Origin of the sequence: Pseudarthrobacter quantipunctorum (assembly GCF_045291495.1) — a bacterium.
GTDB lineage: Bacteria > Actinomycetota > Actinomycetes > Actinomycetales > Micrococcaceae > Arthrobacter > Arthrobacter quantipunctorum.
Genome location: NZ_CP148033.1, coordinates 1926235 through 1941796 on the forward strand (window position 1 = coordinate 1926235; position 15562 = coordinate 1941796).

The following is a 15562-nucleotide window of genomic DNA, read 5'->3' on the forward strand; positions in this document are numbered from 1 at the left end:
GCTTGCGAGTGCTGGGAGCTGGAGGGGACTACTTAATCCAGCGCAGGTTGTACTGGTAACGGTGCGGCTGGCCCTTGTTCACATGGATGCCGGCCGCCACGGAGAAACAGGTCAGGGCAATCCAGATGAGGGTGGCAATCACGGCGAAGATGTTGCCGATCACCGGCACGAACACCAGGATGTTCGCCACCACGGCGGCGATGGTGGGAGGCAAGCTGAAGTTCAGCGCCTCCTTGGACTCCTGCGCCGTGAAAGGGCCCCTGTCCCGGAAAATGAGGTAGATCAGAAGAGCAGGAACGCAGCCAAGGATTCCGCCAAAGTGCGCCATGGTGGCCCACTGCCGGTCTTCGCTGGCTGTCAGGGGCAGCGCATTCGCCGGAACGCCATGGTATTCCGAACGGCCCTGGCCGCCCTGGGTGTCCCTGTGATCGCGTGCGTTTTCTGCCACAGTCTGTTCCTTCTAAAAGTGCAATGGTGCTGGCTAAGAATGCATATCAGTTGAGAGGGACTGCAAATGACGCAGATCCGCAGTACCAAGAATACTGGCTGGAGGCGCGGATGCTGCTCCGGGGCCCCGCGCACGGCGGCGCGGCGGTCCGGTCAGGGAACCGTCAGGAAGTCAATGACTTCCTCCACCCTCCCCAGCAGGGAGGCTTCCAGGTCCGCGTAGGTGCGGACAGCACCCAGCAACTTCTGCCACCCAAGCCCAATATCCTCCTTGGTGGCATGGGGCCAGCCGAACGCGGCAAGGATCCCGGTCTTCCAGTCCTGCCCGCGCGGCACCACCGGCCATTTTTCGATGCCCAGCACGGCAGGCCGGATCGCCTGCCAGACGTCCACGTAGGGGTGGCCCACGATCAGCACGTTCCCGGCAGCCCCCGGTGAGGCCATCACGGCGTCCGCAATGCGGGACTCCTTGGAGTCCGGCACCAGGTGGTCCACCAGGACCCCCAGCCGCCGGCCCGGACCGGGCCTGAAGTCTGCCACTGCCGCGGCAAGGTCGTCAATGCCGTGGAGGGGTTCGACGACGATGCCTTCCACCCGAAGGTCGTCTCCCCAGACCTTCTCCACCAGTTCGGCGTCGTGCTTTCCCTCCACCCAGATCCGGCTGGCCTTGGCGACCTGCGCGCGCTGGCCGGCCACCCGGACTGAACCTGATGCTGTCCTGCCGGTGGCGGCAGGTGCCTGCCGCGGCGCCGGGGGAAGAAGCTTAATGGCCTGGCCTTCGAGGAGGAAGCCGAAGCCCAGGCGGAAAGACCTTGATTTGCCGCGCCTGTCTTCCAGAGCCACCACATGCATGCCCCCGGATTTCTCCACGCGTGTCACGGCGCCCACCCAGCCGGACTGGACGTCCTCCAGCACCATTCCCCGTTCAACAGGAACTTCAGGCAGTTCAGCCTTTGACGGAGCGGACATGTCCTGGGGACCCCAGTTCTGGTACTGCATGATTCACTCCGCCTAGCGCTCGATCACAGGTCCGGAATTTCGCCCGGAGCGGTACCAATGCTAGCAACGGGGAGAGGCATAATAGACTGTTAGCACTTGGGCATGTCGAGTGCTAAACGATGAGCGGCACAGCGCGGGCGGCGCGGCCGCCCCGAACCCTGGATGGAGGTGGAGTGTGAGCGAGCCACGCAAACTTGAAGTACTCCGTGCCATCGTGGAGGACTACGTCCACTCCCGCGAGCCCGTGGGGTCCAAAGCCCTGGTGGAGCGCCACCATCTCGGTGTGTCCAGCGCAACCATCAGGAATGACATGGCAGCCCTGGAGGAAGAGGGCCTGATCACGGCTCCGCACACCAGCGCCGGCCGGATCCCCACGGACAAGGGCTACAGGCTGTTCGTCGACCAGATCTCCGCCGTCAAGCCGCTGTCCCAGGCGGAGCGCCGCGCCATCCAGTCCCTGCTTGAAGGATCGGATGACCTGGACGACGTCCTGGACCGGACCGTCCGGCTGCTGTCGCAGCTCACCAACCAGGTTGCAGTGGTCCAGTACCCGCACCTGAGCAGGGCACTGGTCCGGCATATCGAATTCGTCCTCCTGGCCCCGCGGAAGGTGCTGGTGGTGTTGATCGCCAACAGCGGCAAGGTGGAGCAACGTGTTATCGACGTCGGACAGGACCTGGGGGACGAAGCCCTGGCGGCTCTTCGGTCCCGGTTCCTTGGATCGCTTGCCGGAACACCGCTGAGCCAGTTGGCCCTGTCCCTGCCGGCGGTGGTGGCCATGGCCGCCCCGGGGCAGCGGCAGGCGGCGCATGCCCTCGCCATCGGCCTGGAGGCGCTGGCACAGAGCAGCCGCGAGGAACGCATGGTAATGGCGGGCACAGCCAACCTGGCAAGGTCCAACGTGGACTTCCCGCTCAGCATCGGCCCGGTGCTGGAAGCACTTGAGGAGCAGGTTGTTATGCTCCGCCTGCTGAGCGAGATGGCGCAGGACCACCGCGGGGTGGCTGTCAGCATTGGCCGCGAGAATCCCTACGACGGGCTGGCCGAGGCATCGGTTGTAGCCACGGGCTACGGCCCGGACAGCGCAGCGAAAATCGGCGTGCTCGGACCAACACGCATGGACTATCCCACCACCATGGCCGCCGTCAGGGCAGTTGCCCGCTACCTTTCCCGGATCCTGGGCCCCTGAGGTCCAACCCGGGCCACTGGACACCCACAGCATTTCCAGCAGTCCAACTGCAGGCAGTACAACAAGGAAGAGATACGAACTTTGAGCAGCCACTACGACGTCCTTGGAGTCTCACCGGAGGCCACGGGAGAAGAGATCAAGAAGGCCTACCGCAAGCTGGCACGCACCCTGCACCCGGACGTCAACCCGGGTGAGGATGCGTCGGACCGCTTCAAGGCTGTAACCCACGCCTATGAAGTCCTGTCCGACCCGCAGAAACGCCGGGTGTACGACACCACGGGCAACGAAAACGGCACGGACAACGGCTTCGGCGGAGGCAGCTACGCCGGCCAGGGGTTCGCGTTCCAGGACATTTTCGACACCTTCTTTGGCGCCGGCGGTTCCACCGGCCCGGCTTCCCGCGTGCGGCGCGGGCAGGACGCCCTCATCAGCGTCCGGATCGAACTGCGCGACGCTGTCTTCGGTGTCAACAAGAAGCTCGAAGTGGACACTGCCGTTACGTGCCCAACCTGTGAGGGTTCCTGCTGCCAGCCTGGCAGCCATCCGGAACGCTGCGACATCTGTGGCGGCAGCGGCCAGGTCCAGCGCGCCGTCCGTTCCATCCTGGGACAGGTCATGACAGCGGCCCCATGCGGAAGCTGTGAGGGCTTCGGCACGGTCATCAAGGATCCGTGCAACGAATGCAGCGGCCAGGGACGCATCCGCAGCCGCCGTTCGCTGACCATCAAGGTTCCCGCCGGAGTAGCCACTGGAACGCGCATCCAGCTTTCCGGCCAGGGGGAGGCAGGCCCGGCCGGCGGACCTTCCGGTGACCTGTACGTTGAGATCCGCGTCAACAACGACGCCACCTACGTCCGCGACAACGATGACCTCCACGCCACCCTGCACATCCCGATGACGGCTGCCGCCCTGGGCACCGAAGTAAGCCTGGAAACGTTCGACGGGGCACAGGAGATCGACGTCAAGCCCGGAACCCAGTCCGGTGAAATCATTACCCTTCGCGGACTTGGCGTGACCCACCTGCGCGGTTACGGCCGCGGCGACCTCAAGGTGCACCTGCAGGTTGAAACGCCCGCCAGGCTTGATGCCGCGCAGGAAGAGCTCCTGCGGCAACTGGCCAAAATGCGCGGTGAGCAGATCACCGAGGGCAAGCTTGCAGCCGGCGGGGGCATGTTCGCCAAGCTCCGGGACCGGCTCGGTAACCTGTAGCGGTGAGCAACCCTGTCTTCTTCACCCCGCCCGGGTCCCTTGACCACATGACGGCGGGACGGGCCTTTGTCCTCGAAGGGACCGAGGCGCGGCACGCTGTCACGGTCAAGCGGCTCGCCCCGGGCGAGCCAGTCGACATTGTTGACGGCGCGGGTACGCGGATGAGCGGACGGGTGCTTGCGGCGTCGCCCGCCGCCCTCGAGGTGGAGTGCACCTCCGTTGCTGTGGAGGAGCGTCCGGCCACAAGGCTGGTGCTGGTGCAGGCCCTGGCCAAGGGCGACAGGGATGAACTCGCCATCGAAACGGCCACCGAACTCGGAATCGACGCCGTCATACCCTGGCAGTCCGAACGGTCCATCGTGCGGTGGAAGGGCGACCGGGCAGCTAAGGCCCACGCGAAGTGGCAGTCGGTGGTGGCGGCAGCAGCCAAGCAGGCGCGCCGCGCATGGGTCCCCGAGGTGCGGCCCGCCGTCGACACTGCCGCGCTGGCCGGACTCGTAGAGGCCGCAGGGCTGGCCATTATCCTCCATGAAGATGCCGTGCGCCCCCTGCGCACCGTACTGGAAACCTGGCAAGGCCGGGATGGAACGGAACCGTGCGAAGTGCTGCTGATCGTCGGGCCGGAAGGCGGCATCAGTCCCAAGGAAGTAACAAGGCTCTGCGGCAAGGGCGCCCTCACCGCCCTGCTGGGGCACCATGTCCTGCGCTCGTCAACCGCCGGGCCGGCCGCCGTCGTCCTTGCCAGCGATGTCCTGGGCCGTTGGACCGCGCCCCTGCCCTGAACCTGCCGGAGTTTTCCGGCTGGGCAGCTACCGGACCTTGAAGGCCCGCGAGTCCTCATTCTGGTCCGGCTGATCGCCGGCGCCGGCCTGGGCCACCTTTAGTTCGTAGTCGCCGGCCGGCAGCGTGAGGGCAAGCGTAAACAGGCCTGCCTGGCCCGGCTCCGCCGCCGTCGTCTCCCCGGTCAGGAACGGCACCTTGGTGCCGTCCTCCTCCGCCCGCAGGATCTGCCAGCGGAGCTTCCCCCCGGAAAGGGTGCTGCGTCCGGTGATCTTGACACTCCCGGCGGCAACTTCTGAGCTTTCCTGCGGATCAATGATCCAGACAGGGGCCACCATGCCGGTGGCCCTGGTCATCAGCTCACCCAGCTGGATGTGGCCGAAAGCAACGTAGTCGGTGTGCCCGTCCACCAGGATCCGCACCCGGATCTGCTGCCCGGAATCGATAAGCCCTGAACTCGCCGCAGCGGCGGTGGCCGTGTACACAAGCTGCTGGACAGCGCGGCCGGCCATGTCGGCGTCGAGGTTGCTGTTGAAAGCGTCCTCGGAGACATCCACGGTGATGACGTCCTTGCCCGAGATGGACGTGGCCAGCTGGCTTGGGCTCTGCCAGGGGGTAAAGAAATCCGGGTCAAGGGGCTTGTCCGACATCATCGCCCGCAAGGCCCGCGTCACTGGGTTCTCCTGCTCAGGCACATCCCGGAATTCCCGGTAAAGGAAGACGCTGCTGTTGCTCCTGCCAATCCAGTAGACGGGCGCTTTGTTGGACGACTGCGTCGTCTCCAGCGGCGCGCTCGTGGAAGGCGCGGTCCCGGTCGCGGCGGGGCCGGAGCCCAAGGCGCTGGTGGGTGAGGGGCTCGGCTCGGCCAGGCAGCCCGCCAGGAGCGGAGCCGCCATCAGAACCACTGCCAGGACGCCAGGGCGCACAGAACCGCCAGGTCGTCCTGCCCTGCGGGGCGCAGCAGATTCCGGCACGTTTGTTGCCTGTCCTTTCATGAATGGCGGGCCGCTCCCCAGGCGGCAGATCCAGCAGTGGCTGGATTTCCAGCATGGCACAGGGCCTGGAGCTGAAGGGACGGATACGGGCCTCCTGGAGGAACTGCAACGGGAACGATATGAGGCCGATATGAAGTTGATACCTAATGGCGGAACCAGCGGCCCTGCCATGTTGCCGAAGGCCGCCGGCCATTCCCCTTTCAGTCGTTGATGCGGTCCTGGCGTAAGATGGAAGGATCGCTGGTCAAGGCGCAACCGGTACATCGTCCAAGTACAACGTCCCCGGCCGCCGGCAGCGGGAATTGTTCCGGACTTTGAGGGGATCACGGGCCTGCGGGCCATCACTATGACTGAATCAGCGAATGGCAAGCGCCGGCTCAACACGGGAGAAGGCGCTGCGGGGGAATTTCCCCATACCCTCCCCGGCAGCCGTACCGAGGTAGTCCTTTTCGACAACTCCGACCAAATGGTCCAGTCCCTTGGCAGCCACGATGAGGCCCTGCGGTACATCGAGGAACAGTTCCCGGACGTCAACTTCCATGTCCGCGGCAACGAGCTCTCCATCACCGGTCCCGCCAGCGACGTGCCCCGCATCATGCGCCTCCTCCATGAGGTCCGCGGCCTCGTGGCCCGCGGCACGGTGATCAGCCCGGCGGTGCTGCAGCAGCTTGTCGCGCTGCTCCGCACCCAGTCCCTGCAGAACCCCGTGGACGTGCTGACCCACGACATCCTGTCCAGCCGCGGAAAAACCATCCGCCCGAAGACGCTGAACCAGAAAACGTATGTTGATGCCATCGACACCAACACGGTCATTTTCGGCATCGGTCCGGCAGGAACCGGCAAGACCTACCTCGCGATGGCAAAGGCCGTCCAGGCACTGCAGCAGAAAGAGGTCAGCCGCATTATCCTGACCCGTCCGGCTGTAGAGGCGGGGGAGCGGTTGGGTTTCCTTCCCGGGACCCTCAGCGACAAGATCGATCCCTATCTGCGCCCGCTCTACGATGCCCTGCACGACATGATGGATCCTGAATCCATTCCCCGCCTGATGGCAGCCGGCACCATCGAAGTTGCGCCCCTGGCCTACATGCGCGGGCGGACGCTCAACGATGCCTTCATCATCCTTGACGAGGCGCAGAACACCACGCCGGAGCAAATGAAGATGTTCCTTACCAGGCTCGGCTTCGGGTCAAAGATGGTGGTCACCGGCGACGTCACCCAGGTGGACCTGCCTTTCGGCACCCGATCCGGACTCCGCATCGTCGAGGAAATCCTCCAGGGCATAGAAGGCGTCAGCTTCTCGGTTCTGGATGCGGCAGACGTCGTCCGGCACAGGCTCGTAGGCGATATCGTCAACGCCTACAGCATCTGGGATGAAACCCAGCGCAGCCGGGTGAAGCACTCGGCCGGCGCCGCCAAACGGGGGGAACACGCGTGAGCATCGAGGTCAACAATGAATCCGGCGTCCAGGTGGACGAAGCGGAAATCGTGGCGTTGTCCCGGTACATCTTTGAGCAGCTGTATATCCATCCGCAGGCCGAACTGTCCGTTCTGCTGGTGGACGAGCCCGCCATGGAGAAACTCCACATCGAGCTGATGGATGAGCCCGGTTCCACCGATGTCCTGTCCGTTCCCATGGACGAGCTGACTCCCGGAACACCGGACCGGCCCACCCCCCAGGGCATGCTTGGCGACATTGCCATTTGCCCGCAGGTTGCCCGGGTGCAGGCCAAGAACGCCGGCCACACCCTGCAGGACGAGATGCTCCTGCTGACCACTCACGGAATCCTCCACCTCCTCGGATACGACCATGCAGAACCCGAGGAGAAGGCCGAGATGTTCGGGCTCCAGCGTGAGCTGCTGTCCGGCTTCACCGGCAAAGAAGCGCCCGCCGAGACCACCCAGTGACGCCTCTCCTCCTTGTCGCAATGGCCCTGGCTTTCCTGGCTGTTGCGGCCGTATTGACCGCGGCCGAGGCCGCCTTCAACTTCATTCCGCGCCACGACGCGGAAGAAGCCCTGCTGAAGAGCCGCGGGACCGCCCTGCGGCAGATCCTCTCCCGTCCGGTGGCCCACATCAGGGCGCTGCGGTTCTGGCGCATCTGGTTTGAGATGGCGTCCGCCGTTGCGGTGGCCGTCCTGCTCTACAGCCTGCTGGACAACGTCTGGCTGGCAGGCCTTGCCGCTACCGGCATCATGGCCCTGCTGGGTTTCGTGATTGTGGGTGTTTCCCCGCGCCAGCTCGGCAGGCTCCATTCAGCGGCCGTTGTCCGCTCCACCGCCCCGATGATCCGGTTCCTGACCTGGGTTTTGGGGCCAATCCCCGGCTGGCTGGTCACGCTGGGCAGCACGGCTGCACCCGGGGCCCCCGGCGGCGACGAGGCGTTCTTCAGCGAGCAGGAATTCCGCGAACTCGTGGAACGCGCCAGTGAGTCCGACATGATCGAGGACACCGAGGCGGAAATGATCCAGTCCGTCTTCGACTTCGGTGACACGCTGGTCCGCGCTGTCATGGTGCCACGAACGGACATCCTCACCATTGAGGCGGGCTCGAGCCTGCGCGAGGCGATGTCCCTGTTCCTCCGCTCCGGCTACTCCAGGATTCCGGTCATTGGCGAAAGCACGGACCAGATTCTGGGCATCATCTATTTGAAGGATGTTGCCGCCGTCATCCACGAACTCGCGCCCCACGAGGAACCGCCGCTGGTGGAGTCGCTTGCCCGGGAAGTGCGGTACGTTCCCGAATCGAAGCCAGTCAGCGACCTGCTCCGCGAGTTGCAGAAGGAGTCCACGCACGTGGCTATTGTGATCGACGAATACGGCGGAACTGCCGGACTGGTCACCCTGGAAGACCTCATCGAGGAAATCGTGGGGGAGATCGTGGACGAGTACGACACCGAAAGCGCCGAGGCCGTGGAGCTTGGTGACGGTTCCTACCGGGTCAGCGCCCGAATGGGCATCGATGACCTGGGTGAGCTGTTCGACATTGAACTGGACGATGACGAAGTGGACACCGTTGGCGGCCTGCTTGCTAAAGCGCTGGGCCGTGTACCCATCGTGGGAAGCACGGTTGAAGTGCAGGGCGTGTCCCTGCGGGCCGACAGGCTCGAAGGCCGCCGGAACCGCGTCAGCCACATCATTGCGGCGCGGATGGCAAAAGAAGACACTGACCTTGAGGACCTCTTCCAAGAGGCGGAAGCAACCCAGCAGGGAGTTTCACGTGAGCAAGAAAAATAAGGCCGAAAGCCACGACGATTTCGGCGGTTTCCGCGCAGGGTTCTCGGTCCTGGTGGGCCGGCCCAATGCGGGCAAGTCCACCCTGACCAACGCGCTGGTGGGCAAGAAGGTGGCCATCACGTCCGCCAAGCCCCAGACCACCCGGCACACCATCCGCGGCATTGTCCACCGCCAGGACGCGCAGCTGATCCTTGTGGACACGCCAGGACTCCACCGTCCCCGCACGCTTCTGGGCAAACGCCTGAATGACCTCGTTGCGGACACACTGGCGGAAGTGGATGCGATCGGGTTCTGCCTCCCGGCCAATGAAAAGATCGGCCCGGGGGACAAGTTCATTGCCGCCCAGCTGGCCGCAGTGGGCCGCATACCCGTCATCGCCATTGTCACCAAGGCCGACACTGTAGACCGCCAGGCCCTGACGGAACAGCTCCTGGCCGTGGCCGCTCTGGGCCGGGAAGTGCTCGGGGAGGAAGGCTGGAAGGACATCGTTCCCGTCTCGGCTACCGACGGCTTCCAGGTGGACACCGTCGCTGACGTCCTTATCAGCCACATGCCGCCGTCGCCGCCGCTCTACCCGGACGGTGAACTCACCGACGAGCCCGAAGCCGTGATGGTGGCGGAACTCATCCGGGAAGCGGCACTCGAAGGCGTCCGTGACGAGCTGCCGCACTCCCTCGCTGTGGTGGTGGAGGAAATCGTTCCCCGCGAGGACCGGCCGGAGGACAGCCCGATGCTCGACGTCCGGGTCAACCTCTACGTGGAGCGCCCCTCCCAAAAAGCGATCATCATCGGCAAGGGCGGCAGCCGGCTGCGTGAAGTCGGCACCAATGCGCGTAAAGGCATCGAGGCCCTCCTGGGTACCCGCATTTACCTGGACCTCCATGTGAAGGTGGCAAAGGACTGGCAGCGGGACCCGAAACAGCTGGTGAAGCTGGGTTTCTGAGCCCTTCATGAGGCGCGGCCGTTGGGCCGCCCGGCAATTTCCCAGCCTGGACCACTAAAATGGGCCGGATTTCGAATTTAGAGGAAGGTTCACCACGTGGGGCTAGGCCGCGATATGCGCGACGACGGAGCTGAAGTGCCAACCGGAGGACCCGTGTCACGGCACGCGGAGGAGGGCACCCTTGGAGCCGCCCGCCACCTTGGTTCCCTGCGCGCCATGCCGGTGTGGCTGAAGGTCGTCACCGCCGTAGTCTCCGTGGCCATGATTGGCGGGATCGCCTTCGCCGGTTTCTGGTTCCTGCGCCTTCAGAACAACATCTCCAGGGCTCCTCTGAACGCCGGCGGCGGCAACAACGAGCAGGTGAGCGACGCCACCGGGCGGATGCAGATCCTGATCCTTGGCTCGGACACCCGCGACGGCGAAAACGCCGAGTACGGCACAGCGGACGATTCCAAGGGCTATGGCAAGTCGGACGTCATGATGATGATGGACATCTCCGAGGACAACAAGCGCGTCAGCGTGGTCAGCTTCCCCCGGGACCTGCTGGTGGACATTCCCGAATGCAAGGATGAAGAAACCAACCAGGTCTATCCCGCCCGCAGCGGCGTGATGATCAACGAGGCCATGGCTGAAGCCGGCATCGGCTGCGCCGTGGACACAGTCAACCAGCTTACCGGCCTGGAAGTGGACCACTTCATGATGGCGGACTTCACCGCCGTCAAGGAATTGTCCAACGCCGTTGGTGGTGTCGAGGTTTGCATCAGTGACGCCGTTTACGATCCTGATTCCCGCCTTCGGCTGCCCGCGGGCACCTCGGCGGTCCAGGGTGAAATGGCCCTCGCGTTCCTGCGGACGCGCCATGCATTTGCCGACGGCGGCGATTTGGGCCGGATCAAAGCCCAGCAGGGCTTCCTGTCCTCCCTGACCCGCAAAATCAAGGACGACGGGACGTTGTCCGATCCGGGTCGGATGCTCAAGATCGCCGACGTCGTGACCCAGAACCTGACCGTGGACGAAGGGCTGGCCTCGGTGCCCAGCCTGCTCACCATCGGCAACCGGCTCAAGGACATCGACATCAGCAAGGTGGCCTTCGTGGCCGTGCCCACCACTCCGGCGCTGGCGGACCCCAACAGGCTGCAGATTGCCGAGCCCGATGGTTCCCAGCTATTCGCCGCCCTCCGGCAGGACGTGGATCTGACTGATCCCACGGCACCGACACAGTCGCCCACTGAGTCGCCTGCACCCCCCACAGCCACGCCAACCGAGACCGCACCCCAGCTGCCGCCCTACGACAAATCCCTGCAGCCGGTCACCGTGGCCAACGGAAGCGGCGTGCCCGGACGCGCCCAGGAAATCGTGCAGGCACTGGTCTCGGGCGGCTTCTCCCAGGCCGGCCAGTTCGAGGCCACAGCGGTGGAACAGTCAGTGGTCTATTACGGCACGGACTTCGCGGACGTGGCTGCGGACGTCGCCGCAGTGCTGGGAATCCCTGCCGCGCAGATGCTTCCGGCCCCCAACGTCGCGGGCGTCCAGGTGTACCTGGGCACAGACTTCACCACGGGAGTGACGTACGGGGCTCCGGCCGCGCTCCCGGAGGACATAGTCAACCAGACGGCGAAGGATGCGTCCTGCCAGCAGGCCAACCCGGCGCTCATCGTCCAGGATTAGCCGCCGGCACGGAGCGGAAACGGCGCCAGGAGAGCGTCGGTTAATGAATCAAGCGGGGCCCACCAGTTCAATCCGGTGGGCCCCGCTTTACGTCCTGCTACCAGATGCTGACGCGTTCCTCCGGCGGCATCCACATGCCGTCCTGTTCAGTGACTTCGAAGGCCTCGTGGAAGGCGTCCAGGTTTTTCGCGATGGCGTTGGTGCGGAACTCGTTGGGGGAGTGCGGGTCCGTTGCGAGCCGGCGGACGGCTTCCTCGGGCCGGATGACCTGGCGCCAGCCGGCCGCCCAGGACGCGAAAAAGCGCTGTTCCCCGGTAAGGCCGTCCAGCACGTCCGGTTCCCTGCCCTCCAGGCTGATCCGGTACGCCTTGTAGGCGATCGCCAGGCCAGCCAGGTCGCCAATGTTCTCACCGAGGGTGAGGCGTCCGTTGACGGTATGCCCCGGGGCTGCGTAGGGGGAAAGGGCATCGTACTGTGCCACCAGCTTCGAGGTCAGCTTTTCGAACGCCTCCCGGTCCTCTTCCGTCCACCAGTTCCGGAGGGCGCCGCCGCCGTCGAACTGGGAGCCCTGGTCATCAAACCCATGGCCGATCTCGTGCCCGATGACCGCGCCGATTCCACCGTAGTTCACTGCGTCATCGGCATCCGCCGTGAAGAACGGCGGCTGCAGGATCGCGGCCGGGAACACAATCTCGTTCATCATCGGGTGGTAGTAGGCGTTGACCGTCTGCGGTGTCATCAACCACTTGTTGCGGTCCACCGGCTTGCCTACCTCGTCAAGGTGCCGGTCGACGTCGGCGTTGTGCGCCCGCTCAACGTTGCCCAAAAGGTCGGTGGGATCGATCTCGACGGCGGAGTAGTCAATCCACTGGTCCGGGTAGCCGATCTTCGCCCGGAAGCCCTCCAGCTTCCGGAGTGCCTCGGCCTTCGTGGCGTCACCCATCCAGCCGACGGCACTGATGCTCTGGCGGTATGCCTCAGTGAGGTTGGCAACGAGTGCCTGCATCCTCGCTTTGTGCGTTTCGGGGAAATGCCGGTCCACGTAGATCTGCCCCACGGCTTCTCCCAAAGCGGCCTCGACGACGCCCACCCCGCGCTTCCAGCGGTCCTTGTTGCGGGGCGTGCCGCTGATGGTGGTGCCATAGAAGGCGAAGTTGGCGTCCACGACATCCGAGGAAAGGTATGGTGCCGCCGCGCTGACCACCCGCATCGCCAGCCATTCCTGCCAGTGGGCCAGCGGCTCGGACCCGAGGAGGGCAGCGGCGCCTTCAAAAAACGGAGGCGTGCTCATGACCATCTCCTGCCGCTTGCCGGCATCGATGCCGGCGGCCTCAAACCAGGTGGGCAGGAGCGGGAACAGTGCTGAGGCCTCGTCCGCCGTCTTCAGGTTGTACGTCTTTTGCGGATTCCGAAGGGTGACGTTGTCCCAATGGTGGGACGCGAGCTTGGTTTCCAGTGCCACTACGCGCGCGGCGGCTGCGCCGGGATCAGCAACGCCTGCCAGGCCGAGCATCGTCTTCACGTGCGCGGCATAGGCGGCGACCATCGGAGCGAACTTTTCTTCCCGGTAGTAGGACTCATCGGGAAGCCCAAGGCCACCCTGCCCGGTGTAGAGGAGGATCCGGTCTGGGTTACCCGCATCCGGCGCAGGATAGATGTAGAAGAGACCGCCAACATCGGCGCGGAACAACCGCCCTGCAAGCGCCACAAGTTCTTCCACAGTGTTGGTGGCGAATACCTCTGCAAGGCGCTGGCGGATCGGCTCAAGCCCCTTCGCTTCAACGGCGGCCTCGTCCATGAAGCTGTTGTAGAGGTCCCCGATTTTCCGTTGGATCCCGCTGGCCGCCCCGCCCTTCGCTGCGGCTTCTTCGATAATGTCGCGGACAGCGATCTCCGAACCGTCCCGGAGGGCGGTGAACGTGCCCTCGAGCGGCCGGTCATCGGGAATTTCGGTGGCCTTCAGCCATGCGCCGTTGACATGCTGGTAAAGGTCATCCTGCGGCCGGACCGTGTGATCAATGGTGGACAGGTCGATCCCCGAAATGGGCACTGAAACTCCTTCTTATGGAGAGCGGCGGCAGGAAACACAGCGCGCGGCGTCTGCATGGTGGACTTTACTGACGGTAGTGCCCTTTCATCTTACGCACCCGTGTTACTCTCAAAAGGTGCGTGCAGAGCTCCTTCTTCTTAGCTGCCGCGGCGAGGCCTCAGACGCGATCTAGCGCAAGGCCCACCCTCGCTGCGGAGTTTGTGTTGCCCGGCCACCCTTTCAACGTAGAACCACAGAAAAGGCCCCGATAGTAATGCGAAACGCACAGAAGCCCTCAGGAATGCCTGCCCACCGCTACACGCCGTTCCAGGACCAGATCAAGGTTGAACTGCCGGACCGCACCTGGCCGGACAAGGTTATTTCCAAGGCCCCCCGCTGGTGCGCAGTGGACCTCCGCGACGGCAACCAGGCCCTGATCGATCCGATGAGCCCGGCGCGCAAGATGAAGATGTTCGATCTGCTGGTCCGCATGGGCTACAAGGAGATCGAGGTCGGGTTCCCCTCCGCCTCGCAGACGGACTTCGACTTTGTCCGCCAGCTGATTGAGGGCAACCACATCCCGGACGACGTTACCATCCAGGTCCTGACCCAAGCCCGGGAGCACCTGATCGAGCGCACCTACGAGTCGCTGGTGGGTGCCAAGCAGGCCATCGTCCACCTTTACAACTCCACCTCCGTGCTGCAGCGCCGCGTGGTCTTCAACCAGGATGAGGACGGAATCCTGGACATCGCGCTCCAGGGTGCCCGGCTGTGCAGGAAGTACGAGGAAACCCTCGCGGACACGCATGTGACCTACGAGTACTCCCCGGAGTCCTTCACCGGCACGGAGCTGGAATATGCGGTGCGGGTCTGCAACGCCGTCGCCGACGTTTTCGAAGCCTCCGCGGACCGCCAGGTCATCATCAACCTGCCCGCCACCGTGGAAATGGCAACGCCGAACGTCTATGCCGACTCCATCGAGTGGATGAGCCGTCACCTGCACCCGCGCGAGGGCATCATCCTCTCCCTGCACCCCCACAATGACCGTGGAACCGGCGTCGCCGCCGCCGAACTGGGCTACATGGCCGGGGCGGACCGGATTGAAGGCTGCCTCTTCGGCAATGGCGAGCGGACCGGCAACGTGGACCTGGTGACCCTCGGCCTGAACCTCTTCGTGCAGGGCATCGACCCCATGATCGACTTCTCCAATATCGACGACGTCCGCCGGACCGTTGAGTACTGCAACCAGCTGCCTGTGCCGGAGCGTTCACCGTACGGCGGCGACCTCGTGTTCACGGCGTTCTCCGGTTCCCACCAGGACGCCATCAAGAAGGGCTTCGAAGCCCTGGAGCGGGACGCCGCAGCCGCAGGCAAGGACGTTGCCGACTTCACCTGGCAGGTGCCTTACCTGCCGGTTGATCCGAAGGACCTGGGCCGCAGCTACGAGGCCGTCATCCGGGTCAACTCGCAGTCCGGCAAGGGCGGCGTTGCCTACCTGCTCAAGAATGAGCACAGCCTGGACCTGCCGCGCCGTGCCCAGATCGAATTCTCGGGCGTCATCCAGAAGCGCACCGACACGGTGGGCGGCGAAGTCAGCGGTGCCCAGCTGTGGCAGGTCTTCCAGGACGAGTACCTGCCCTCAGGCAAGACCGACGGCCAGTGGGGCCGGTATTCCCTCGGCTCGGTCAAGACAGAAACGGACGACGACGGCGGGATGACGCTTCACGCGTCCCTCACCATTGACGGGGCACAGGTCAGCCGGACGGGCACCGGCAACGGTCCCATCGCCGCGCTGTTGAGCATCCTGCGGGAAGACGGCGTGGATGTCCGGGTCCTGGACTACAGCGAGCACGCACTCTCCGAGGGCGGCAATGCCATGGCAGCCGCCTACGTCGAATGTGCTGTGGGGGAGCGGGTGCTCTGGGGTGTCGGCATCGACGCCAACACCAGCATGTCCTCCCTGAAAGCGGTCATCTCCGCCGTGAACCGCGCCATCCGGGACGCCCAGGCCTGACCTTCGCACTGCCGTGCCGCAGGAAGCTGCCGGCGGCACGGCAGCACGCGGCACGG

The 15562-nt window shown here is 64.7% G+C and carries 13 protein-coding genes; 9 read left to right on the plus strand and 4 right to left on the minus strand.

All coding sequences use genetic code 11. The features are described from left to right. Positions 1–28 precede the first annotated feature (28 nt). Together WHH00_RS08905 and WHH00_RS08910 are read right to left on the minus strand one after the other, a co-directional pair. Positions 29–448: a DUF4870 domain-containing protein gene (locus tag WHH00_RS08905; RefSeq protein WP_350003213.1), complete on the minus strand. Its 420-nt coding sequence runs from the start codon at positions 446–448 to the stop codon at positions 29–31. 152 nt (positions 449–600) lie between these two features. After that, the gene (locus tag WHH00_RS08910; protein WP_231454274.1) at positions 601–1446 is read right to left on the minus strand and encodes a DUF3097 domain-containing protein; all 846 of its coding nucleotides are present in this window, start codon (positions 1444–1446) and stop codon (positions 601–603) included. 175 nt (positions 1447–1621) lie between these two features. Here WHH00_RS08910 and hrcA point away from each other — a divergent pair, with 175 nt between their 5' ends. The 3 genes from hrcA (at position 1622) to WHH00_RS08925 (ending at position 4626) form a co-directional block, all read left to right on the plus strand. After that, on the plus strand, positions 1622–2635 hold the full coding sequence (gene hrcA, locus WHH00_RS08915; RefSeq protein ID WP_406638144.1) for a heat-inducible transcriptional repressor HrcA: 1014 nt from the start codon (positions 1622–1624) through the stop codon (positions 2633–2635). A gap of 81 nt (positions 2636–2716) precedes the next feature. After that, positions 2717–3844, plus strand: coding sequence for a molecular chaperone DnaJ (dnaJ, locus tag WHH00_RS08920; RefSeq protein ID WP_406638146.1), 1128 nt, complete (start codon positions 2717–2719; stop codon positions 3842–3844). 2 nt (positions 3845–3846) lie between these two features. Further along, positions 3847–4626, plus strand: coding sequence for a 16S rRNA (uracil(1498)-N(3))-methyltransferase (locus WHH00_RS08925; RefSeq protein WP_406638148.1), 780 nt, complete (start codon positions 3847–3849; stop codon positions 4624–4626). A 27-nt stretch (positions 4627–4653) separates the two neighbouring features. Here WHH00_RS08925 and WHH00_RS08930 read toward each other — a convergent pair whose 3' ends face one another. After that, positions 4654–5598, minus strand: a complete 945-nt coding sequence (locus WHH00_RS08930; protein ID WP_406638150.1) for a GerMN domain-containing protein — start codon at positions 5596–5598, stop codon at positions 4654–4656. Positions 5599–5965: 367 nt separating this feature from the next. Here WHH00_RS08930 and WHH00_RS08935 point away from each other — a divergent pair, with 367 nt between their 5' ends. The 5 genes from WHH00_RS08935 (at position 5966) to WHH00_RS08955 (ending at position 11463) form a co-directional block, all read left to right on the plus strand. Next, positions 5966–7054 carry a PhoH family protein gene (locus WHH00_RS08935; protein ID WP_231454279.1) on the plus strand — a complete coding sequence of 363 codons (1089 nt, stop codon included), beginning with the start codon at positions 5966–5968 and terminating at the stop codon, positions 7052–7054. Continuing rightward, a complete protein-coding gene (gene ybeY, locus WHH00_RS08940) occupies positions 7051–7524 on the plus strand; it encodes an rRNA maturation RNase YbeY (protein ID WP_231454280.1) in 474 nt (157 codons plus the stop codon). The genes WHH00_RS08935 and ybeY overlap by 4 nt, the downstream gene beginning before the upstream one ends. Beyond that, on the plus strand, positions 7521–8852 hold the full coding sequence (locus WHH00_RS08945) for a hemolysin family protein (RefSeq protein ID WP_406638152.1): 1332 nt from the start codon (positions 7521–7523) through the stop codon (positions 8850–8852). Before ybeY ends, WHH00_RS08945 begins: the two co-directional genes overlap by 4 nt. Further along, positions 8836–9795 carry a GTPase Era gene (gene era, locus WHH00_RS08950; RefSeq protein WP_400516164.1) on the plus strand — a complete coding sequence of 320 codons (960 nt, stop codon included), beginning with the start codon at positions 8836–8838 and terminating at the stop codon, positions 9793–9795. Before WHH00_RS08945 ends, era begins: the two co-directional genes overlap by 17 nt. Positions 9796–10011: 216 nt before the next feature. After that, positions 10012–11463 (plus strand): LCP family protein, encoded by a 1452-nt coding sequence (locus WHH00_RS08955; RefSeq protein ID WP_406638536.1) that lies wholly within the window; start codon positions 10012–10014, stop codon positions 11461–11463. Positions 11464–11560: 97 nt separating this feature from the next. Here WHH00_RS08955 and WHH00_RS08960 read toward each other — a convergent pair whose 3' ends face one another. Continuing rightward, positions 11561–13513, minus strand: coding sequence for a M13 family metallopeptidase (locus tag WHH00_RS08960; RefSeq protein ID WP_406638155.1), 1953 nt, complete (start codon positions 13511–13513; stop codon positions 11561–11563). Positions 13514–13766: 253 nt separating this feature from the next. Here WHH00_RS08960 and leuA point away from each other — a divergent pair, with 253 nt between their 5' ends. Then, positions 13767–15506 carry a 2-isopropylmalate synthase gene (gene leuA / locus WHH00_RS08965; RefSeq protein ID WP_406638157.1) on the plus strand — a complete coding sequence of 580 codons (1740 nt, stop codon included), beginning with the start codon at positions 13767–13769 and terminating at the stop codon, positions 15504–15506. Positions 15507–15562 lie beyond the last annotated feature (56 nt).

Coding starts and splice junctions, on each gene's coding strand:
- WHH00_RS08935 (WP_231454279.1), top strand. CDS start 5,966: ATGACTGAATCAGCGAATGGCAAGCGCCGGCTCAACACGGGAGAAGGC.
- WHH00_RS08910 (WP_231454274.1), bottom strand. CDS start 1,446: ATGCAGTACCAGAACTGGGGTCCCCAGGACATGTCCGCTCCGTCAAAG.
- leuA (WP_406638157.1), top strand. CDS start 13,767: ATGCGAAACGCACAGAAGCCCTCAGGAATGCCTGCCCACCGCTACACG.
- WHH00_RS08955 (WP_406638536.1), top strand. CDS start 10,012: ATGCCGGTGTGGCTGAAGGTCGTCACCGCCGTAGTCTCCGTGGCCATG.